18 protein-coding genes are annotated in these 21,125 nt (G+C 55.1%); 15 read left to right on the plus strand and 3 right to left on the minus strand.

Going from position 1 to position 21,125, the window contains the following annotated elements; genetic code table 11:
• The first annotated feature begins 18 nt into the window (after positions 1–18).
• The 10 genes from BS640_RS09115 to BS640_RS09160 all read left to right on the plus strand — a co-directional run bounded on the left by BS640_RS09115 (position 19) and on the right by BS640_RS09160 (position 9,260).
• Entirely contained in the window at positions 19–813 is a 795-nt protein-coding gene (locus BS640_RS09115) for a metal-dependent hydrolase (RefSeq protein ID WP_084912423.1), read from the plus strand.
• 395 nt (positions 814–1,208) lie between these two features.
• Entirely contained in the window at positions 1,209–2,642 is a 1,434-nt protein-coding gene (gene ptsG / locus BS640_RS09120; protein WP_017493574.1) for a PTS glucose transporter subunit IIBC, read from the plus strand.
• 321 nt (positions 2,643–2,963) lie between these two features.
• A complete protein-coding gene (hinT, locus tag BS640_RS09125) occupies positions 2,964–3,314 on the plus strand; it encodes a purine nucleoside phosphoramidase (protein WP_017493573.1) in 351 nt (116 codons plus the stop codon).
• A gap of 64 nt (positions 3,315–3,378) precedes the next feature.
• A complete protein-coding gene (locus BS640_RS09130) occupies positions 3,379–3,747 on the plus strand; it encodes a YcfL family putative periplasmic lipoprotein (RefSeq protein WP_017493572.1) in 369 nt (122 codons plus the stop codon).
• 21 nt (positions 3,748–3,768) lie between these two features.
• Complete coding sequence (gene lpoB, locus BS640_RS09135; RefSeq protein ID WP_017493571.1) at positions 3,769–4,386, plus strand: penicillin-binding protein activator LpoB; 618 nt, start codon at positions 3,769–3,771, stop codon at positions 4,384–4,386.
• Positions 4,340–5,227 (plus strand): phosphotransferase, encoded by an 888-nt coding sequence (locus tag BS640_RS09140; protein ID WP_227955284.1) that lies wholly within the window; start codon positions 4,340–4,342, stop codon positions 5,225–5,227. Before lpoB ends, BS640_RS09140 begins: the two co-directional genes overlap by 47 nt.
• 26 nt (positions 5,228–5,253) lie before the next feature.
• Positions 5,254–6,276: a beta-N-acetylhexosaminidase gene (gene nagZ / locus BS640_RS09145; protein WP_017493569.1), complete on the plus strand. Its 1,023-nt coding sequence runs from the start codon at positions 5,254–5,256 to the stop codon at positions 6,274–6,276.
• Positions 6,277–6,333: 57 nt separating this feature from the next.
• Positions 6,334–6,876: an alpha/beta hydrolase YcfP gene (gene ycfP, locus BS640_RS09150; RefSeq protein ID WP_017493568.1), complete on the plus strand. Its 543-nt coding sequence runs from the start codon at positions 6,334–6,336 to the stop codon at positions 6,874–6,876.
• A gap of 233 nt (positions 6,877–7,109) precedes the next feature.
• The gene (locus tag BS640_RS09155) at positions 7,110–8,414 is read left to right on the plus strand and encodes an NAD(P)/FAD-dependent oxidoreductase (RefSeq protein WP_017493567.1); all 1,305 of its coding nucleotides are present in this window, start codon (positions 7,110–7,112) and stop codon (positions 8,412–8,414) included.
• Positions 8,415–8,717: 303 nt separating this feature from the next.
• Complete coding sequence (locus tag BS640_RS09160; RefSeq protein ID WP_026110759.1) at positions 8,718–9,260, plus strand: glycine zipper 2TM domain-containing protein; 543 nt, start codon at positions 8,718–8,720, stop codon at positions 9,258–9,260.
• A 71-nt stretch (positions 9,261–9,331) separates the two neighbouring features.
• Here the strand turns inward: BS640_RS09160 and mfd are convergent, their stop codons facing one another.
• Entirely contained in the window at positions 9,332–12,781 is a 3,450-nt protein-coding gene (gene mfd / locus BS640_RS09165) for a transcription-repair coupling factor (protein WP_084912441.1), read from the minus strand.
• Positions 12,782–13,004: 223 nt separating this feature from the next.
• Between mfd and lolC the strand changes: the two genes are divergently transcribed.
• The 5 genes from lolC (at position 13,005) to pepT (ending at position 18,377) form a co-directional block, all read left to right on the plus strand.
• On the plus strand, positions 13,005–14,207 hold the full coding sequence (gene lolC / locus BS640_RS09170) for a lipoprotein-releasing ABC transporter permease subunit LolC (protein WP_084912425.1): 1,203 nt from the start codon (positions 13,005–13,007) through the stop codon (positions 14,205–14,207).
• Complete coding sequence (gene lolD / locus BS640_RS09175) at positions 14,200–14,904, plus strand: lipoprotein-releasing ABC transporter ATP-binding protein LolD (protein WP_017491959.1); 705 nt, start codon at positions 14,200–14,202, stop codon at positions 14,902–14,904. The genes lolC and lolD overlap by 8 nt, the downstream gene beginning before the upstream one ends.
• An 8-nt stretch (positions 14,905–14,912) precedes the next feature.
• On the plus strand, positions 14,913–16,154 hold the full coding sequence (gene lolE / locus BS640_RS09180; protein WP_206600921.1) for a lipoprotein-releasing ABC transporter permease subunit LolE: 1,242 nt from the start codon (positions 14,913–14,915) through the stop codon (positions 16,152–16,154).
• A 53-nt stretch (positions 16,155–16,207) separates the two neighbouring features.
• On the plus strand, positions 16,208–17,038 hold the full coding sequence (gene cobB, locus BS640_RS09185) for a Sir2 family NAD+-dependent deacetylase (RefSeq protein WP_017491957.1): 831 nt from the start codon (positions 16,208–16,210) through the stop codon (positions 17,036–17,038).
• A 100-nt stretch (positions 17,039–17,138) separates the two neighbouring features.
• On the plus strand, positions 17,139–18,377 hold the full coding sequence (pepT, locus tag BS640_RS09190; RefSeq protein ID WP_084912427.1) for a peptidase T: 1,239 nt from the start codon (positions 17,139–17,141) through the stop codon (positions 18,375–18,377).
• A gap of 47 nt (positions 18,378–18,424) precedes the next feature.
• Here the strand turns inward: pepT and BS640_RS09195 are convergent, their stop codons facing one another.
• Together BS640_RS09195 and phoQ are read right to left on the minus strand one after the other, a co-directional pair.
• Entirely contained in the window at positions 18,425–19,546 is a 1,122-nt protein-coding gene (locus tag BS640_RS09195; RefSeq protein WP_017491955.1) for a ribosomal protein uL16 3-hydroxylase, read from the minus strand.
• Between the two features lie 124 nt (positions 19,547–19,670).
• The gene (gene phoQ, locus BS640_RS09200) at positions 19,671–21,125 is read right to left on the minus strand and encodes a two-component system sensor histidine kinase PhoQ (protein ID WP_017491954.1); all 1,455 of its coding nucleotides are present in this window, start codon (positions 21,123–21,125) and stop codon (positions 19,671–19,673) included.

A 21,125-nucleotide genomic window follows, 5' to 3' on the forward strand; every position in this document is an offset into this window, starting at 1 on the left:
ACACAAAGAGTTAAATCTATGTTTTTAGTCGATTCACACTGCCATCTTGACGGCCTGGACTACGAAAAACTGCACGGCGGCGTTGACGATGTGCTGGCAAAAGCCCGCGAACGCGACGTGAAATTTATGCTGGCAGTAGCCTGTACGCTGCCCGGTTACCGCGCGATGGCAGAGCTGATTGGCGATCGTCCAGAAGTGTCCTTCTCCTGCGGCGTTCATCCGCTGAATATTGAGGGCGGATATGACTTCGAAGAGCTGCGCACTCAGGCTGCTGATGCGCGCGTCGTCGCGATGGGTGAGACCGGGCTGGACTATTTCTATCAGAAAGAAGAGGCGCTGATTAAGCTGCAACAGGATTCTTTCCGTCATCACATCCGCGTCGGTCGTGAGCTTAACAAGCCGGTTATCGTGCACACCCGTGATGCCCGTCAGGACACGCTGGATATTTTGCGTGAAGAGAAGGCCGGTGAATGTGGCGGCGTGCTTCACTGCTTTACCGAAGACCGTGACACGGCTGAGCAACTGTTGGATCTCGGGTTATACATCTCCTTCTCGGGAATGGTCACCTTCAGAAACGCCGAACAAATTCGGGAAGCCGCGCGCTACGTGCCGCTGGACCGCATCCTGATCGAGACCGACTCGCCTTATCTTGCACCGGTGCCGCATCGTGGAAAAGAGAACCAGCCGGCCTACGTTCGCGACGTAGCTGAGTATCTCGCGGTGGTTAAGGGTGTCAGCCTCGAAACGCTGGCCGTAGCCACAACGCAAAACTTCTCACGCCTGTTCCACGTAGACGCTGCCCGCCTCGCCTGATACTGCGTGTAGCGTTTTCTGCATTTTATTTTTCACCTCGTAATTAATCGTCTGAACCGCTAATCTGCACGCCGCGGTTTGGGCGATACTCGCCGGCGATCCGGATATAAAACGCCTGATTTATTGAAAATACGCCACTTTTTACGCCATCGTTGGCGTTTTTTTAACAAAACGTGACTGTCATCAAATAATATTGAGGCGATTTATTTTACCCTTCGTAAAAAATAAAAGGGGCAAAAATATGTCCCGCCCGCAGCGGCGATAAAAGCCGCCGCAACAGGGTTTACGGCACCCGCTAAAGACCCTACGAAGCAGATACCCGTCGTCATCAAGACTCAGCCTTGGCTGAGTCTTTGAGTAACAAGGGTATGACCATTACTCAGGAGCACTCTCATATGTTCAAGAACGCGTTTGCAAACCTTCAAAAGGTCGGTAAATCGCTAATGCTGCCCGTTTCCGTCTTACCTATCGCAGGGATCCTGCTGGGTGTCGGTTCGGCAAACTTTAGCTGGCTGCCCGTCATCGTTTCTCACGTTATGGCCGAAGCGGGTGGATCAGTCTTTGCCAATATGCCGCTGATTTTTGCTATCGGCGTAGCGCTAGGTTTCACCAACAACGACGGCGTCTCTGCGCTGGCGGCGGTGGTGGCCTACGGCATCATGGTTAAAACCATGGCCGTAGTAGCACCGTTGGTCCTGCATCTTCCGGCGGAGGAGATTGTCAGCAAGCATCTTGCCGACACCGGCGTACTCGGCGGGATTATGTCGGGCGTGATTGCAGCCTCGATGTTTAACCGCTTTTATCGCATCAAGCTGCCGGAATATCTGGGCTTCTTTGCCGGTAAACGCTTCGTGCCAATTATTTCCGGACTGGCAGCGATTATCCTCGGCGTTGTGCTGTCCTTTATCTGGCCACCGATCGGCAGCGCAATTCAGACCTTCTCCCAGTGGGCAGCCTACCAGAACCCGGTGGTGGCGTTCGGTATCTACGGCATCGTAGAACGCGCGCTGGTGCCGTTTGGTTTGCATCATATCTGGAACGTACCTTTCCAAATGCAGGTTGGCGAATACGTTAACTCGGCGGGCCAGGTGTTCCACGGTGACATTCCACGCTACATGGCGGGTGACCCGACGGCGGGCAAACTGTCCGGCGGCTTCCTGTTCAAAATGTACGGCCTTCCGGCCGCAGCGATTGCTATCTGGCACTCGGCAAAACCTGAAAACCGGGCCAAAGTGGGCGGCATCATGATGTCTGCCGCGCTGACCGCCTTCCTGACCGGTATTACCGAGCCGATTGAATTTGCCTTCATGTTCGTCGCGCCAATCCTCTACGTGATCCATATGATTCTGGCCGGTTTGGCTTTCCCGATTTGTATTCTGTTGGGGATGCGTGACGGAACCAGTTTCTCCCACGGCTTGATTGACTTCGTGGTGCTGAGCGGCAACAGCAGTCGTATCTGGCTGTTCCCGATCGTTGGCGTGATTTATGGTCTGGTGTACTACACTATTTTCCGCGTGCTGATTGTCAAACTGAACCTCAAAACACCGGGCCGTGAAGACACTGCGACGACACAGACGGCACAGGGCAGCAGCGAAATGTCCGCCTCACTGGTCAAGGCGTTCGGCGGCAAAGAAAACATCACCAACCTCGACGCCTGCATTACCCGTCTTCGGGTGAGCGTGGCCGACGTTTCCAAGGTCGATCAGGCGGGTTTGAAACAACTGGGCGCCGCGGGTGTGGTCGTCGCAGGTTCGGGCGTACAGGCGATTTTTGGCACCAAGTCGGATAACTTGAAAACGGATATGGACGACTATATCCGCAACCACTAATCGACAAGTAAAACACTCGTATCATAAAAATAAAAAAGGAGACTTCGGTCTCCTTTTTTATTTTAAAATTCATGAGAGTGTCGTGGGTGGCGTTGTTGAAAAGACCGGCTGGTGATTACAAAATAGCAGGCGACATCGGTTGGGTTTTAGCCAATCAAACGTGGCGGCAGAGAGACAAAAGACGATCTGATTTCCGTTGCCGCCGCTCCTTATTCGGGTATTGAGTTGCAAACGCCCTAATAAACTTGAAAATAGCAGAATGGCTGACTCATACTGCGCTCGCAGTTATTTGTAATAAAGAGCTTTCAATGGAGAACTATCATGGCCGAAGAAACGATTTTCAGTAAAATTATCCGCCGCGAAATTCCGGCTGACGTGGTGTATCAGGACGAACTGGTGACCGCGTTTCGCGATATCGCCCCGCAGGCGCCAAGCCATATCCTGATTATTCCCAATATCCTGATCCCGACCATGAATGACGTGACCGCCGAGCATGAAGCCGCACTGGGTCGCATGATGACCGTCGCGGCGAAAATCGCCGAGCAGGAAGGTATTGCAGAAAATGGTTACCGTTTAATTGTGAACTGCAATAAAGACGCCGGTCAGGTGGTGTATCATATCCATATGCACTTGGTGGGCGGTCATAATCTTGGCCCTCTGCTGTCGCGTTAACACGCGGTTTCGCCATCAGGATGCCCGCTGCTGCGGGTGTTCTAGCGCTTATTGAGGGAAGGTTATGCGATTTTTGATTGCCTGTGCGATGTTGCTTTGTCTGGCAGGATGCAGTACGAAACCGGGCATTGCGCTGAATAATCAGCAAACGGTTATCATGGAGTCGCCGGTCTTGACCGCAGGGATTATCCCAGGCGAGCCGTCACTTTCCAACGACGAAGGACGCCAAAAGGCGACGCTGACGCTCAGCAATAATCAGTCTAAACCGATACAGATACACTATGTATTCTATTGGTATGATAAGCAGGGGTTGGACCTGCTGCCGTTTGCTGCGCCGCGAACCATTACCGTTCCAGCAAATTCCGACGCCGATATCTATTCGCTTAACGGCAATCTTGATGCGTACAGTGTACGTGTCCACCTTTACCTTTAATTTCCCGTAGGGAGAGGGTTGATGAAAAAGTATTTAATCGTGGCATTGGCAACTTTAGCGTTAAGCGGTTGTATTTCCACCCAGCAAGAACAACAAGAGCAGCAACAGCCTCAGACACCACCGCCGACGACCGCGCCTATCACCACCGTGCCGCCTATCGGTACGCCTGAGACCTCGGGTCAGCCGCCGGTTGAAACTATTCCTCAGCCGCCGAAACTGCAATCCATCGACTGGAGCGCAACGGTACAGCCGTTAGTGGCGAAAATGCTCAAGGCTGACGGCGTTCAGTCTGGCAGCGTTTTACTGTTGGATAACGTGAAGAACAGCACTAACGGTTCGCTGCAAACCGGTAAAATAACCGATGCAATGCATACCGCACTGGCGTCTAACAACACCTTCACCGTGGTTCCGGCTTCGCAGCTGGCGAGCGCCAAACAGGCGATGGGCCTTTCTGCCGACGACAACCTGGTCTCGCGCAGCAAGGCGATTGCGCTGGCGCGTCAGGTCAATGCCCAGTATGTGCTGTACAGCGATGCGAGCGGCAACGTGAAATCGCCAACGCTCGATATGCAGCTGATGACCGTGCAGACCGGTGAAATTGTCTGGTCTGGCAGCGGTGCCGTTCAAAATCAACAGTAGTTTACGCAGTCTCGTTGAAAAACATCTTCCGGCGGATTATTCCGCCGGTTGTGTTTTTACTCCGGTAGAAGGGTTGAGCAGCGAAAGCTGGCGGATTGAATCGCCCACGCATCGCTATCTTGCCCGCCTTGAATCGGCTGAAAAACAGTTGCTGGGGATCGACCGGCGGCGTGAAAACCGCCTGCTGCGCCACCTCTCTTCCACGGGCATCGCGCCTCAGGTCTTGCGTTGGGCGTATCCCTGGCTGGTGGTGAGTTGGGTGGACGGCGAAACGCTGAGTCAGGCGCTGTTTTTCTCCGCCGAGCAGCAGCGGCAGTTGGCGGCCTTGTTGGCCCGACTGCACGGCGTTGCGCCGCAGGGCGAGGTGCTGGATATCCGACGGCGGCTGGGGCGATACTGGCAGGCGATTGACCGGCGGCGTTTGACACCGGCGTGGCTGCGAGTGCATCAGCGAATGATGAAACGCTCGCCGCCAAAGGCGCTGAAGACGGCGGTGACACACATGGATATTCATCCTGAAAATGGGGTCGTGAGTCCGCAGGGCACGCGCCTCATCGACTGGGAATACGCGGTTTCTGCCGATATCGCACTGGAGTTCGCCGCCTTGTTTCGCGGCAATGGCTACAGTCCGTCTCAGCAATCGCAGCTGTTGCTGGACTATGCCCGGTGCGGCGGATACCCCGACCTTGTGCGGCTTGAGGCGCAGATCCGCCTCTGGCAACCTTGGCTCGATTATCTGATGTTAATGTGGTTTGAAGTGCGTTGGCAGCAAACCGCCGATGCGCGCTATACGCTTTGGGCGCAGCCTCTGCGCCAGCAATTATTTTCTGAATTTCAGTAAAGGAGTAGTGGGTCTTGGGTCCAGTAATGTTAGACGTCGCCAGCTATGAGCTGGATGCTGAAGAGCGTGAGATTTTACAACACCCGCTGGTCGGTGGCCTGATCCTGTTTACCCGCAACTACCACGACGTGGATCAGTTGCAGGAGTTGATCCGCCAGATTCGCGCGGCGTCCCGCGAACGTCTGGTGCTGGCAGTCGATCAGGAAGGGGGCAGGGTGCAGCGCTTTCGTGAAGGTTTTACCCGTATTCCGGCGGCGCAATCTTTTGCAGCTTTGAACGATGAACCTGAGGCCGGACGTCTGGCCGAAGAGGCGGGTTGGCTGATGGCGGCAGAAATGATCGCCATGGACATCGACATAAGCTTCGCGCCGGTCCTGGATATCGGCCACATCAGCGCCGCTATCGGTGAACGTTCGTTCCATGAAAATCCACAGAAGGCACTGGATATCGCCGAGCGCTATATCCGCGGCATGCACGCCGCAGGAATGAAGGTCACCGGCAAGCACTTCCCGGGTCATGGCGCGGTCACCGCAGACTCACACAAAGAGACGCCGTTCGACTCACGCCCGCTTGAGGTGATTCGCGCTCATGATATGGCGATTTTCCGCCAGCTTATTGAACGCAAGATGCTCGACGCGGTGATGCCGGCACACGTGATTTATACTCAGGCTGACCCACGTCCTGCCAGTGGTTCGCCCTACTGGCTGAAACAGATCCTGCGTCAGGAACTGGGTTTCAACGGCGTGATTTTCTCCGACGATTTGTCGATGGAAGGCGCGGCGGTGATGGGCAGCTACGCCGAACGCGGTCAGGCTTCTCTCGATGCCGGTTGCGATATGATTCTGGTGTGCAACAACCGCGACGGTGCGGTCAGCGTGCTGGATAACTTGTCTCCAGTCAAAGCGGACAAGGTGGCGGGCTTGTACCATGGTGGGGCCTATCAGGGTAAATCCAGTCGTCAGGCTTTGCGAGACACTCGCCGTTGGCAGCGTTCTCACCAAGAGCTTACGGCGCTGAATGAGCGCTGGCAGGCGCACAAGCAGGCCTGACAGCGCGTTAGCTGTTTCAGGCTTTTGCAGTGATACCGAGGTTTAATGAGGAAAGATATGATCATTTATCTGCATGGCTTTGACTCAACCAGTCCGGGTAATCATGAAAAGGTGTTACAGCTACAGTTTATTGACCCCGACGTGCGCTTTATCAGCTACAGCACGCTGCATCCGCGTCACGACATGCAGCACCTGCTTAAGGAAGTTGATAAGGCGTTGCAACAGGCTCCAGACCCACATACGGTGATTTGCGGCGTGGGTCTGGGAGGCTATTGGGCAGAACGGATCGGCTTTTTATGCGGCGTTCGTCAGGTGATGTTCAACCCCAATTTGTCACCACAGAACAACATGACAGGCAAGATAGACAGGCCAGAAGAGTACGTTGATATTGCGACCAAATGTATCAGTGATTTTAGAGAGAAAAACCGCGGTCGCTGTCTGGTTATCCTCTCGCGTGACGACGGTGTCCTCGACAGCGCCGAAACGGCCAAGGCTCTCTCTCCCTATTATTCTATCGTCTGGGACCAGGTTCAAAGCCATAAGTTTAAGGATATCTCGGTCCATTTGCAGCGAATCAACGCCTTCAAAAATCTTTCCTGAAAAATAGTCTCTTTGCGTCCCGGTGCTAACTGATTGAATAGCAAGATGCAAAATTTTTGTTACCTCTGGGACGCAGTCAAAAAGAATTGATGCAGATCAATTTTGGTATAATCATCCGACTCCCGCATGTTATCCTCGTCTTTCAAGATGATTTAACTTGAGCAACCCTATGTTATCTAAGGATAATAACGTTACCCTTAGATAACATTTGGTTTACATTTGAGGGAGTCATAGTGACTGAAGCAAAGAAGAAAATTGTGATTATCGGCGGTGGAGCGGGCGGTCTTGAGCTTGCAACCAGCCTGGGTCACAAACTTGGCCGTAGCAAGAAGGCCGAGATAGTGTTGGTGGACCGCAACCACAGCCACCTGTGGAAGCCTCTGCTGCATGAAGTCGCCACCGGAAGCCTGGATGACGGCGTTGACGCGTTGAGCTATCTTGCCCACGCGCGCAATCATGGATTCACATTCCAAATCGGTACACTGACCGATATCAACCGCGAAAATAAAAGCATTAAGCTGGCCGAAATCCGTGACACCAACGGAGAGCTGCTGGTGCCTGAGCGCGATCTGGACTATGACCAACTGGTGATGGCGCTGGGCAGTACTTCTAACGACTTCGGCACGCCGGGCGTGAAAGAAAACTGCATTTTCCTGGATAACCCGCATCAGGCACACCGTTTCCACAATGAAATGTTAAATCTGTTCCTTAAATATTCGGCCAATCCCGATAAACAGGGCACCGTTAACATCGCTATCGTGGGCGGCGGCGCGACCGGCGTTGAGCTTTCTGCCGAGCTGCACAACGCGGTGAAAGAGCTGCACAGCTACGGTTTCGAAGGTCTGGACAGTCAGGCGCTGAACGTAACGCTGGTTGAGGCCGGTGAACGTATTCTTCCTGCTTTGCCGCCGCGCATTTCTGCCGCTGCACATCAGGAACTGACCAAGATTGGTGTTCGCGTATTGACCAAAACCATGGTGACCAGCGCCGAGAAAAACGGGCTAAACACCAAAGACGGCGAATTTATCGAAGCCGATCTGATGGTGTGGGCTGCGGGGATTAAAGCTCCTGATTTCATGAAAGATATCGCGGGTCTTGAGACCAACCGTATCAATCAGCTGGTGGTTGAGCCTACGCTGCAAACCACGCGTGACCCAGATATTTACGCGATCGGTGACTGTGCTTCCTGCGCTCTGCCGGCGGGCGGGTTTGTGCCTCCGCGCGCACAGTCTGCGCACCAGATGGCCTCACGTTGCTATGCCAACATTCTGGCGCAGCGCAGCGGTCAGAGCCTGAAGCCGTACGTTTATAAGGACCACGGTTCACTGGTTTCGCTTTCGCGCTTTAGCACCGTCGGCAGCCTGATGGGTAACCTGACCAAGGGCTCGATGATGATTGAAGGTCGCCTGGCACGTCTGGTCTATGTTTCCTTGTACCGTATGCATCAGATTGCGCTGCACGGGTATGTAAAAACAGGCCTGATGATGTTTGTTGGCAGAATTAACCGCGTGCTTCGTCCGCGTCTTAAACTGCACTAAACGTTTGACCCGCCTCCGATTTTTTTTAAATCGGAGGCTGAATCGATTCGAGCCATAGACTGTTGGCTTTTTACTGCCACTCTCTCGCACTTCTCTTAAGAATCCTCCCAATTCCTGCTTCACCTGCACTTTATCTGTTGGTTTTATCCAAAAGTCTTATTGTCCCTCGGACGCTAATTGCGCAAACTTTGACACAGGTTCAAACGAACTCTTTACAGCAGGCGATTCACGCACGCCGTTTCCTCAGAGGGATTTTGTTAGGGGGGAGCAAAATGCGTGGTAACACTTTCAGGAGGATGTCCTGTGAATAAGTCAATGTTAGCTGGCGTCGGGATCGGCGTTGCTGCGGCACTGGGTGTCGCAGCTGTAGCAAGTATGAACGTATTTTCTTCTGGTCCGCAGTATGCGCAGGTCGTAAGCGCGACACCGATTAAAGAAACCACCAAAACGCCTCGTCAGGAGTGTCGGAACGTGACGGTAACGCATCGTCGTCCGGTACAAGACGAGAATCAGATTGCGGGTTCTTTACTGGGGGCAGTAGCGGGTGGGGTAATAGGCCATCAGTTCGGCAGTGGGCGCGGACGCAGCCTGGCCACGGTAGCGGGTGCCTTGGGTGGCGGCTATGCAGGGAACCGCGTACAGAGCAGCATGCAGGATAACGACACCTACTCCACGCAGAGACAACGTTGCACCACGGTCTATGACAAGTCGGAGAAAATGCTGGGCTATGACGTCACCTATAAAATTGGCGACCAGCAGGGCAAAGTGCGGATGGACCACGATCCGGGCACCAAGATCCCATTGGATAAAAGCGGTCAGCTTGAGTTGACCTCAACGCGTAGCTAATCGCCAAATCCTAAAAATAAAAACCTGAGTTTTTAGCTCAGGTTTTTTTATGGCGGTTATTCAGGAAATCGTCAGGCGGGAAGCTGGTGCCCGGCGAACTCCTCAAGCAGTTCATCGACAAATTTCAGGCGTTTCGGTCTGTCGGTCAGGTCCAGCATAAACTTCAGCTTGCTCGGGCCGTCCAGTCGGTACACCTGAGGCTGCTTCTGGAGTAAACCAATCAGATACCCCGGATCGACGCGGTTTTTGTCGCTGAATTCGATGAAACCGCCGCGCTCGTTGCCCTCGATGCGCTTAATCCCCAACGCTTTCGCCTTGAGTCGCAGCACGGCGATGCTCAGCAGGTTACGCGCACCGTCTGGCAGGGTGCCGAAACGGTCAATCAGCTCTACGCGCAGTTCATCGACTTCCTGCTGGCTGCGTGCGCTGGCGATACGTTTGTACAGCGACAGGCGGGTGTTGACGTCAGGAATAAACTCCTCGGGCAGCAGCGCAGGCATACGCATCTCAACCTCGGTCTGGCTGGTAGTGAGGTCTTCGAGAGACGGCTCGCGCCCCTCTTTCAGCGCATCGACGGCGTTTTCCAGCAGCTCCATGTACAGCGAGAAGCCGATGGTAGTCATCTGGCCGCTCTGATCTTCGCCGAGCAGTTCGCCTGCACCGCGGATCTCAAGATCGTGCGTCGCCAGAGCGAAGCCCGCACCCAGATCCTCGAGTGAGGCGATCGCCTCGAGGCGTTTGTGCGCATCCGCCGACATCGCCTTCGGATTTGGCGTCAGCAGATAAGCGTAAGCCTGATGGTGAGAACGTCCCACGCGACCACGGAGCTGGTGTAGCTGCGCCAGGCCCAAGTGGTCGGCACGTTCAATAATAATGGTATTGGCAGTTGGAATATCGATACCGGTTTCGATAATCGTGGTGCAGACCAGCACGTTGAAACGCTGGTGGTGGAAGTCGTTCATCACCCGTTCGAGATCGCGTTCGCGCATCTGGCCGTGGCCGATCGCAATGCGCGCTTCAGGGACCAGCTCCGCCAGACGTTCCGTGGCCTTGTCGATGTTTGCCACGTCGTTATACAGGTAGTAAACCTGCCCACCGCGCAGGATTTCACGCAGGATAGCCTCGCGAACCACTAAATTGTCGTATTCGCGAACGAAGGTCTTCACCGCCAGACGGCGTGCCGGTGGCGTAGCGATAATTGACAGGTCACGCATGCCGCTCATTGCCATGTTCAGCGTACGAGGAATCGGTGTGGCGGTCAGGGTCAGAATATCGACATCGGCGCGCATCGCTTTGATACGTTCCTTGTGCCGCACGCCGAAACGGTGCTCTTCATCGACTATCAGCAGGCCGAGATCTTTCCAGCGCAGGTCGCTCTGCAACAGCTTGTGGGTGCCGATAATGATATCGACCTTGCCCTCAATGGCCTCTTCCAGCACCGCCTGCTGCTCTTTGGCGCTGCGAAAACGCGACATCATCTCAATGCGCACAGGCCAGTTAGCGAAGCGATCGCGGAAGTTGTCGAAGTGCTGCTGCGCCAGCAGAGTGGTCGGTACCAGCACCGCAACCTGCTTGTTGTTGGAAACCGCGAGGAACGCGGCGCGCATCGCGACTTCGGTTTTACCAAAGCCTACGTCGCCACAGACCAGACGGTCCATCGCCAGCGGCTGAGTCATGTCAGTCAGCACCGCGTTGATGGCCTGCGACTGGTCCGGCGTGGTTTCAAACGGGAAGGTCTGGCAGAACAGCTGATACTGTTCTTTGTCATGCTTGAAGGCAAAACCGGCTTTGGCTTCGCGCTGGGCGTAGATGTCGAGCAGTTCAGCGGCTACGTCACGAACCTTCTCTGCCGCCTTCTGCCGTGCCTTGGACCAGGCTTCGCCACCGAGTTTATGCAGTGGCGCGGTTTCGTCTGCGCCACCGGCGTAGCGGCTTATCAGATGCAGCGACGAGACCGGTACGTAAAGCTTGTCTTCACCGGCGTAGGTGAGGATCAGGTATTCCGCTTTGATACCGCCGGCTTCGAGGGTCGTCAGGCCGAGATAGCGGCCGACGCCGTGTTCGAGGTGGACCACAGGTTGTCCGGGGCGCAGCTCGGCGAGGTTGCGGATAAGCGTATCGGTGTTGATAGCACGGCGCGTATCCTGACGGCGGCGGGCCACGCGCTCACCCAGCATGTCGCTTTCACAGACCAGTGCCAGCTGTTTTTGGTTATCGAGAAAGCCTTTTTCACACGCGCCTATCATGATGTAGCGACCCGGTGCGGTAGCCTCTTCGATGCGCTCAATCAGGGTCGGATTCAGCTTGATACGGCCCAGCAGGTCCTGCAGCGTCTCGCGGCGGCCCTCACTCTCGACCGAGAACACCAGACTGCCGCCAAAGGATTCGTTGAAACGGCGCAGGTTGTCCATCGGCGCCTTGTTTTGTGGCACCACGGAGAGGTCTGGTAACGGCTGATAGTCCAGGTTGGTGTTGGCGCTTTTTTCCGGCAGTCGCTCGGCCTTGAGCTGAATACGCGGCCATTTTTTTAGCTCTGAATAGAGGCCATCCACCTTGAGCCACAGCAGGTCAGGCTCAACCAGCGGGCGCATTGGATCAATGCGGCGGCTCTCGTAGCGCTGCACCACGTCCTGCCAGAAGCGTTCGGCGGCGTGTTCCAGGTCACCGGTGTTCAGCACCAGCGTATTTTCTGGCAGATAGCTGAACAGCGTGCTCAGCGGCTGGCTAAAGAACAGTGGCTGCCAGTATTCGATACCGGCGGGGAAGGTGCCTTTACTCACCTGCTGGTAAACGTGCTCGGCGTCGCGGCGCACCTCGAACTTCTCGCGGAACTGGCTGCGGAACAGCTCGATAGCGTTCTTGTCGGTCGGGAATTCGTGCGCGGGCAACAGATTAATAGACTCGACTTCGCTCAGCGTACGCTGGGTATCGACGTCAAACAGACGCAGGCTGTCAATCTCGTCATCGAAGAAGTCGATGCGGTAAGGCTCTTCACTGCCCATGGGATAGAGGTCGAGCAGGGCACCACGGGTAGCAAATTCGCCGTGTTCCATCACCTGGTCAACGCTGCGATAGCCCGCCTGTTCAAGCTGTGCGCGCAGTTTGTCGCGCGACAGGCGCTGGCCCTTTTTCATCACCAGCGCGTGCCCGTGCAGGAACTCGTGAGGACAAACACGCTGCATCAAGGTATTGACTGGAAGGATGATAATGCCACGCTCCATGGTCGGCAGCTGATACAGGCTCGACAGACGGGCGGAAATAATTTCCTGATGCGGAGAGAAACTGTCGTAAGGCAGCGTTTCCCAGTCGGAGAGGCTGATCACCTTATGTTCGGTAAATTGCTGAATTTCGTCGCGCAGACGCAAGGCATTTTGCATATCCGGCGCGATAAGCATCACCGGACCCGCGTGGCGTTCGCTGATTTGGGCGCACTCCAGCGCGCAGGCCGAGCCGGTGAGTTGCCCCAACTGACGGGTATCGCCGGGACGCTCTGGCAGTGAATAACGCGGCTCTTGAGGCATATTTTGAAGCATAAGCAGTTTCGCAATCTCGTTTGTCGGCGGGGGAAGTCCGAATTTTCAGACCGTATCTTGCGATGCGGTTTGCTATCAGGTCAATCCGATTTGTACACGACTCTACATAAATAAAAGCCGCATAGTTACACCGTTAATGGTTCCATAAAGCACTGGTAGCCTTTATTATCCTTGATCACTTTGCAATGAGCTACTGCACTTAACGGATTTCATGTATCAACCTGTCGCGTTATTTATCGGCCTGCGCTACATGCGCGGGCGTGCTTCAGACCGCTTTGGGCGGTTTGTCTCCTGGCTATCCACCATTGGCATCACCCTTGGGGTGATGGCGCTGGTCACGGTGCTGTCGGTCATGAACGGTTTTGAGAAAGATCTCGAAAGTAATATTTTGGGACTGATGCCTCAGGCGTACATCACCACGGCGCAGGGATCGCTAAATCCAAAACAAATCACCCACGACGACGCTGCAAAATTGCAGGGTGTGAATCGTGCTGTGCCTTTCACGACCGGTGACGTGGTGCTGCAAAGCCCCGGTAACGTTGCGGTAGGCGTGATGCTGGGTATTGACCCTCAGGAGAATGACACGCTCTCGAAATCCCTGGTGGGTGTCAGTCAGCAGGACCTACAGCCGGGCCAGTACAAGGTCATCCTCGGCAGTCAGCTCGCGCAGCAGCTCAAGGTGCAGCGCGGCGACAAGCTGCGTCTGATGGTCACCAGCGTCAGCCAGTTCACCCCGATGGGCAATATCCCGAGCCAGCGTATTTTTACTGTAGCAGGCACTTTTGACGCCAACAGTGAAGTTGACGGCTATGAGATGCTGGTCAACATTCAGGACGCGTCGCGCATGATGCTGTATCCGCTGGGTAATGTCACTGGCTGGAGGCTGTATCTGAATAAACCGCTCGACGTCGATACGCTCAGCACTCAGGCGCTGCCAAAGGGCACTGAATGGAAGGACTGGCGCGAGCGTCGCGGCGAGCTGTTCCAGGCGGTGCGCATGGAAAAAAATATGATGGGCCTGCTGCTGAGTCTGATTGTGGCGGTTGCTGCATTTAACATCATTACTTCGCTGGGCCTGCTGGTCATGGAAAAGCAGGGTGAGGTCGCTATCCTCAAAACCCAGGGGCTGACCCGCGCGCAGATTATGGCGGTGTTTATGGTGCAGGGCGCGAGCGCCGGTATCATCGGCGCGTTGCTCGGTGCGGTGCTGGGCGTGCTGCTCGCGACGCAACTGAACACCATCATGCCTGCGATTGGCGTGATGCTTGACGGCGCGTCTCTGCCGGTCGACATCGAACCGATGCAGGTTATTGTTATTGCGCTGGTGGCGATGGTCATCGCGTTGTTGTCTACGTTCTACCCTTCATGGCGCGCCGCCGCCGCCCAACCCGCAGAGGCTCTACGTTATGAATAATTCTTTGTTGTTGCAGTGCGAAAACCTCTGTAAGACTTACCATGAAGGCAAACTCAATACCGACGTGCTGCGTAACGTTTCGTTTGCCATCAAGCCGGGCGAGATGATGGCTATCGTGGGCAGCTCCGGTTCCGGCAAGAGTACCTTGCTGCACCTGCTGGGTGGTCTGGATTCCCCGACCTCGGGTGAGGTGGTGTTTAAGGGGCAGTCGCTGAACGCGATGTCTTCTTCCGCCAAGGCCGAACTGCGTAACCGCCAACTAGGCTTTATCTATCAGTTTCACCACCTGCTGCCGGACTTTACCGCCCTCGAAAACGTGGCCATGCCGCTGCTAATCGGTAAAAACAAGGCGTCAGAGGTGCAGGACAAGGCGCGTGAGATGCTGGCGGCCGTGGGGCTCGAGCATCGCAGCAAGCATCGTCCGTCCGAGCTCTCCGGCGGTGAACGTCAGCGCGTGGCGATTGCCCGTGCGCTGGTGAACAATCCTGCACTGGTATTGGCCGATGAGCCAACGGGTAACCTCGATCAAAAGAACGCCGACAGCATCTTTGAGCTGCTCGGCGAGCTCAATGTGCGTCAGGGCACGGCTTTCCTGGTGGTCACGCACGATTTGCATCTGGCTAATCGTCTCAGCCGTCAGCTCGAAATGCGCGACGGTAAGTTACAGCAGGACTCAACCCTGTTGGGGGCGCGTTAATGTCAGCTATGCCTTTTTCCCTTCTTGTTGGCCTGCGTTTTAGCCGTGGCCGCCGCCGTGGCGGCATGGTGTCGCTTATTTCGGTGATTTCCACGCTGGGCATTGCGCTCGGGGTAGCGGTACTGATTGTGGGCCTCAGCGCCATGAACGGTTTTGAGCGAGAGCTTAAGGACCGCGTGCTGGCTGTGGTACCGCATGGCGAAATTCGCCCGGTTAATCAGCCATTTATTGGCTGGGAAGACGTTATCCAGCGCGTCGAGAAGGTGCCGGGCATCGTTGCGGCGGCGCCTTACATACAGTTCAGCGGTTTGGTCGAAAACGGGGCCAAGCTGAGGGCGCTACAGGTTAAGGGGGTTGATCCCCAACAGGAAGAGCGCATCAGCGCAGCACCGAAATTTGTACAGGGCGATGCCTGGCAGAACTTCAGGCCTGGCGAGCAGCAGGTGATTCTGGGTAAAGGGGTTGCCGATGCGCTTAACGTCAAGCAGGGCGATTGGGTAACAGTGATGATCCCCAACAGCGACCCTGACATGAAGCTGCTTCAGCCTAAGCGTATCCGTCTGCACGTGAGCGGAATTTTGCAGCTCAGCGGACAGCTTGACCACAGTATGGCGATGGTGCCGCTGGCCGATGCCCAGCAGTATCAGGACATGGGATCCAGCGTAACCGGAATCGATATCAAAGTTAACGATGTTTTCGCTGCCAACAAGCTGGTACGCGATGCGGGCGAGGTCACAAAAGCCTACGTCTACATTAGCAGTTGGATAGGGACTTACGGTTATATGTACCGTGATATCCAGATGATCCGCGCCATAATGTATTTAGCGATGGTGCTGGTGATAGGTGTAGCCTGCTTTAACATTGTCTCCACGCTGGTGATGGCCGTTAAGGATAAAAGCAGCGATATCGCAGTACTGAGAACGCTGGGTGCCAAAGACGGACTTATCCGTGCGGTGTTTATCTGGTACGGGCTGATGGCCGGGCTGGTAGGCAGCGTGCTGGGCGTGGTGATTGGCGTGGTGGCATCGCTTGAGCTGACCAACATCATCAACCTGTTGCAAAAAATGGTCGGTCATAAATTTTTATCCGGTGATATCTACTTCATCGATTTTCTACCGTCGGAATTGCATTGGTTAGACGTTTTAAGCGTTTTAGCGACCGCCCTGGTATTGAGCCTGCTCGCCAGCTGGTACCCAGCGCGTCGCGCTAGCCGCATCGACCCCGCGCGCGTATTGAGCGGTGGTCAGTAATCAGTCTTCTTGAGCAAAGAAGTTTTTCCGGATAAAGAAAAGGAGCGGTGAATATGCGCACACGCCATCGGCTGCGTCGGTTTCGCAAAAATAAGCGCATACGCCATCAGCGTTTTCGGTCGAATATCTTCCATCGCGACAGTATGGCCGCGGCGGAGTTGAAAAGACCGTTCGTGGTGGTGCTCACCGGTGCCGGGATCTCGGCCGAATCAGGGATCCGCACTTTCCGCGCCGCAGACGGGCTGTGGGAAGAGCATAAGGTTGAAGACGTTGCCACGCCGGAAGGCTATCGGCGTGACCCGCAGCGGGTGCAGGCGTTCTACAACGCTCGGCGTCAGCAGCTGCAACAGGAAACGATTCAGCCCAACGCGGCGCATCAGGCGCTGGCGGTGCTCGAAGAGGCGCTGGGAGACAACTTCCTGCTGGTTACGCAAAACATCGACAACCTGCACGAGCGTGCAGGCAGTTCTCGGGTGCTGCATATGCACGGCGAGTTGATGAAGGTGCGTTGTACCGAGTCGGGACAGGTGTTTGACTGGAACCACGACCTTTCGGTTGATGACCGCTGCCACTGCTGCCAGTTTCCTGCCCCGCTGCGCCCACACGTGGTGTGGTTTGGTGAGATGCCGCTGCGGATGGACGAAATCTACACCGCACTGGGCAAAGCCGATTTCTTTATTGCTATCGGCACTTCCGGACATGTGTATCCGGCGGCAGGCTTTGTGCATGAGGCACGGGTTCAGGGAGCGCATACCTTCGAGCTCAATCTGGAGCCGAGTCAGGTCGAAAGCCAATTCGATGAGCGCATTTACGGGCTTGCCAGTAAGGTGGTTCCCGAGTTCGTGCACGCATTTCTGAGCAAGAAGAGCGACAGCTGGCGTTAATTTCCCACCAGGCTGTAAACGTACTAAAAATGACCTGACGCAATATTTGAGATATTCAGGCTGCGCATAATGAAACTCTGTCGCCAGAGGATGCCTGAATATGGATAACTTGCTTGACCGTTTCTTCCACTATGTCTCTTTTGATACCCAATCAAAAGCCAACGCAAAATCCACCCCGAGCAGTGAAGGACAGGTCAAACTGGCTCTCTCACTGCGCGACGAACTCATTTCGCTCGGCTTTGACCGCGTGGTATTGAGCCCTAAAGGCTGCCTGACCGCTACGCTGCCTGCTAACGTCAGTTGGCCAGTACCCACCATTGGCTTTATCTCTCACCTTGATACAGCGCCTGATTTCAGCGGCAAAAACGTCAACCCGCAGGTTGTCGAAAACTATCGCGGCGGTGATATCGCGCTGGGACAGGGCGAAGAGATACTCTCTCCGGTGATGTTCCCGGTGTTGCATCAACTGCTTGGGCAGACCCTCATTACCACCGACGGTAAAACCCTGCTCGGTGCCGATAACAAGGCTGGGATCGCCGAGATAGTCACCGCGATGGTGCGGCTCAAAAATGGCGATATTCCTCACGGTGATGTGCGCTTCGCCTTTACGCCTGATGAAGAGATTGGCAAAGGCGTGCAGAATTTTGACGTCGAGCAGTTTGCCGCTGAGTGGGCCTACACCGTCGATGGCGGCGGGGTAGGTGAGCTTGAATATGAGAACTTTAATGCCGCGTCGGCGACAATCAAAATTGTGGGTAACAACGTGCACCCCGGCAGCGCAAAAGGCGTGATGGTCAACGCATTGTCATTGGCGACGCGTTTCCATCAGGCGCTACCGGCTTCAGAAACGCCCGAGCAGACGCAGGGTTATGACGGTTTTTATCATCTGGTCAGCATCAAGGGCACGGTAGAACGCGCCGAAATGCACTACATTGTGCGTGATTTTGACCGAATTCGGTTTGAAGCCCGCAAGCATAAAATCATAGAGGTGGCGCAGTGGGTAGGGGAAGGGCTGCACCGCGACTGCTATATCGATGTCACCCTCGACGATCACTATTACAACATGCGAGAGCAGGTGATGAAGCATCCGCATGTGATCGAATGTGCTCAGCAGGCGATGAAAGACTGCAATATTCAGCCGACGGTCAAACCGATTCGCGGCGGCACAGACGGCGCACAGCTCTCATTTCGCGGACTGCCTTGCCCGAATATTTTTACCGGTGGCTATAACTTCCACGGCAAGCACGAGTTTATTACCCTGGAAGGGATGGAGAGTGCGGTATCGGTGATTATGCGGATTGTAGCGCTGACCGCAGAGAATGCGGCTAAGAAAAGATAGCGGTTCGATCCCCTCGTCCATGAGCGAAGAAGGGGACCGTTTAAGGCTTAGTCGTTGAAATACCAGTAGCCGTTGTTCACTAATGCGCAAAGTGCTGCGAGGAAAGAAGGATCCTCGAGCGCGTCGCCCAGCATGGCATGAGTGACGGTCAGGTTACGGCTCAACGCATCCGCAGCGGCGGTCTGTTCGGTCACAATCGCCTCACCGTTCACGTAGCAACGATCGCCAACGTGCAGAACGCGAAGCCCACCCAGGCGTTGCAGCGTCTCACCCGACTCCAGCAGCTCGTACACTTCACCCGGCTGATAAGGCGGCTCCGGTGGCGCAACGTCAAGCTCGTGGCGTGACTGAGAGATGAACTCCCCAAACCAGCTGTTGAAATGCTCCTGATTGTTCACCAGATCCAGCATCATGTTGCGCAGGCCGTCAAGCTCGTGCTGCTGGATCTCGGCAGGATGATCGCGTTTCACCAGCGTTGGATCGCTATAACGTTTGCTGCCCAGCTCGCGAGACAGCGCGTAGTCGGCGAAACTGCTGATCATTTCGCGTGAGTTAGGTGCACGGAAGCCAACGGAGTAGTTGAGGGCATTCTCAAGCGAGTAACCTTCATGCGGGAATCCAGGCGGGATATAGATGATATCGCCCGGTTCCATCTCTTCGTCGATGATGGCGTCAAACGGTTCAACCTGAAGAAGATCAGGGTGCGGCGTGTGCTGTTTCATCGGGATTTTTTCCCCAACGCGCCAGCGGCGACGGCCGGTGCCCTGAATGATGAAGACGTCATACTGGTCGAGGTGCGGGCCAACGCCGCCGCCGGGAACAGAGAAGGAAATCATCAGGTCGTCCATGCGCCAATCTGGGATCTGGCGGAAAGGGCGCATCAGGTGTGAGGAAGGTTCATGCCAGTGGTCGACGGCCTGAACCAAAATGGACCAGTTATTCTCGCCAAGGTGGTCATAGCTTTCGAACGGGCCGTGGCTAACCTGCCAGCGCCCTTTGTCATGGCTGACCAGGCGGCTGTCAACTTCGTTTTCCATCGCCAGACCCGCCAGTTCATCCGGGGAAATCGGGTCGATAAAGTTTTTGAAACCACGTTTAAGCAGGACCGGACGCTTTTGCCAGTAGTTGGCGAGAAAATCGTCCCAGTCTAAATCAAGTTGATAATCCATGTGTTTGTTCCGCGGATTGCTAAAGTCTGACATGGATTATAACGGAACATCAGTGCGCTGGCGCAGGCAATCATCGGCAAATTTAAACTCTGACATGTGAATCACACCCACACCGGCAAAAAACTCAGGATTGATCGCTGTCGTACTGCTGACCGAAGCAGATGCGCATGCTCGCGCCGCCTAATTCGCTGTCACCGATAAGGATCTTACCGTCGTACTGTTCAATGATTTCGCTCGCCAGCGACAGGCCGAGACCTTGCCCCGGACGCAGCGTATCTGCCCGTTGGCCGCGCTTGAAGATAAGCTCACGCTGGTTTTCAGCAATGCCAGGACCGTCGTCTTCCACCAGAATCACTAATTCGTTTTCGGTGTGCACCGCGCTGATTTCGACGAACTCCAGACAGTATTTGCAGGCGTTGTCGATGACATTGCCCAGCACCTCCATAAAGTCGTTCTTTTCACCGATGAAAGTGATTTCAGGCGAGATATCGAGCGTCAATACCACCCCCTTGCGCTGATAAACCTTATTGAGCGCCGAGCAAAGGCTGTCGAGCAGCGCCGGGACTGAGTGGATTTCGCGGACCAGAATCAGGTGTTCAGAGCGTAGCGTTGCGCGATGCAGGTAATAGCCAATCTGCTGCGAGATACGACTTATCTGCTCAAGCATTATCGGTTCGGCCTTCTCTATGCTCATCTCCTTGCCGTTGCGCAGCGAGCGCAGCGTGGTTTGCAGCACCGCCAGCGGTGTTTTGAGGCTGTGCGTCAGGTCGGCGAGCGTTGTGCGATAGCGGTCATAGCGGCCGCGTTCGCTGCTGAGCAGAATATTGAGATTGCGCACCAGTCCGCGCAGCTCGGAGGGAGTTTGCTCGTCGAGCAGGTCGCGCTCTTTGGTTTCAAGCTCTGCCACCTGGCCGATTAATGCCTTGATCGGCCGCAGGCTCCAGTAGGCTACCAGCCAGAGTAAGGGCACCACCAGAAGCAGGTTTGCGAGCAGCACATAGCTGAACCACTCCCACACTAAATCGGAATGCTGCAACTCCTGCGGAATACTGTCGATGACCACGATATTCAGCGCGGGCAGGCGTGAGGTTGCGGCATAGTTATTTACCGCCACCGAGTGCGTCATTGCGGTGGCGTTAGTCCCGTCGTAATTCTTCAACTGGTCTTGCGCTTTGGGGTTGTTACCCACGACTTCGCTGGAGGTTTGCGTGTCGGTGTCGAGGTCATAAAAGCCGGGTTTATTCAGCCATGACTTGCTGATTTGTGATTCCAGATCGGGTACGCGTCGCTGAGCCCAGAGCAGTTTCCCGTTACTGTCGTAAATGAATACCAGCGTGGGGAAATTGAGATCGAGATCGGGGGGAACATTGATGGTCAACTTGTCGTCATGCCACTGCGCGAGGCTGAAGAACAGGTTACTCTCGCCGCGCAGTAGCCGATAGGCGGTCTTGTCGAAGCTCACCATGTAGCCGACGACGGCCACTAATCCGTAGGCGAGCGACAGCGCCAGCACCACGGCGGCGGTAGCCATCATGTAGCGGGCGCGAAGCGAAAACGGATTTTTGCTTTTGGTTATCAT

The organism is Rouxiella badensis (assembly GCF_002093665.1).
GTDB lineage: Bacteria > Pseudomonadota > Gammaproteobacteria > Enterobacterales > Enterobacteriaceae > Rouxiella > Rouxiella badensis.

Bases quoted from the DNA above. Each gene is read 5' to 3' on its own strand.
- BS640_RS09115 (WP_084912423.1), top strand. From the start codon at position 19: ATGTTTTTAGTCGATTCACACTGCCATCTTGACGGCCTGGACTACGAA.
- ptsG (WP_017493574.1), top strand. From the start codon at position 1,209: ATGTTCAAGAACGCGTTTGCAAACCTTCAAAAGGTCGGTAAATCGCTA.
- hinT (WP_017493573.1), top strand. From the start codon at position 2,964: ATGGCCGAAGAAACGATTTTCAGTAAAATTATCCGCCGCGAAATTCCG.
- BS640_RS09130 (WP_017493572.1), top strand. From the start codon at position 3,379: ATGCGATTTTTGATTGCCTGTGCGATGTTGCTTTGTCTGGCAGGATGC.
- lpoB (WP_017493571.1), top strand. From the start codon at position 3,769: ATGAAAAAGTATTTAATCGTGGCATTGGCAACTTTAGCGTTAAGCGGT.
- nagZ (WP_017493569.1), top strand. From the start codon at position 5,254: ATGTTAGACGTCGCCAGCTATGAGCTGGATGCTGAAGAGCGTGAGATT.
- ycfP (WP_017493568.1), top strand. From the start codon at position 6,334: ATGATCATTTATCTGCATGGCTTTGACTCAACCAGTCCGGGTAATCAT.
- mfd (WP_084912441.1), bottom strand. From the start codon at position 12,781: ATGCCTCAAGAGCCGCGTTATTCACTGCCAGAGCGTCCCGGCGATACC.
- lolC (WP_084912425.1), top strand. From the start codon at position 13,005: ATGTATCAACCTGTCGCGTTATTTATCGGCCTGCGCTACATGCGCGGG.
- lolD (WP_017491959.1), top strand. From the start codon at position 14,200: ATGAATAATTCTTTGTTGTTGCAGTGCGAAAACCTCTGTAAGACTTAC.
- lolE (WP_206600921.1), top strand. From the start codon at position 14,913: ATGCCTTTTTCCCTTCTTGTTGGCCTGCGTTTTAGCCGTGGCCGCCGC.
- cobB (WP_017491957.1), top strand. From the start codon at position 16,208: ATGCGCACACGCCATCGGCTGCGTCGGTTTCGCAAAAATAAGCGCATA.
- pepT (WP_084912427.1), top strand. From the start codon at position 17,139: ATGGATAACTTGCTTGACCGTTTCTTCCACTATGTCTCTTTTGATACC.
- BS640_RS09195 (WP_017491955.1), bottom strand. From the start codon at position 19,546: ATGGATTATCAACTTGATTTAGACTGGGACGATTTTCTCGCCAACTAC.
- phoQ (WP_017491954.1), bottom strand. From the start codon at position 21,125: ATGATAACCAAAAGCAAAAATCCGTTTTCGCTTCGCGCCCGCTACATG.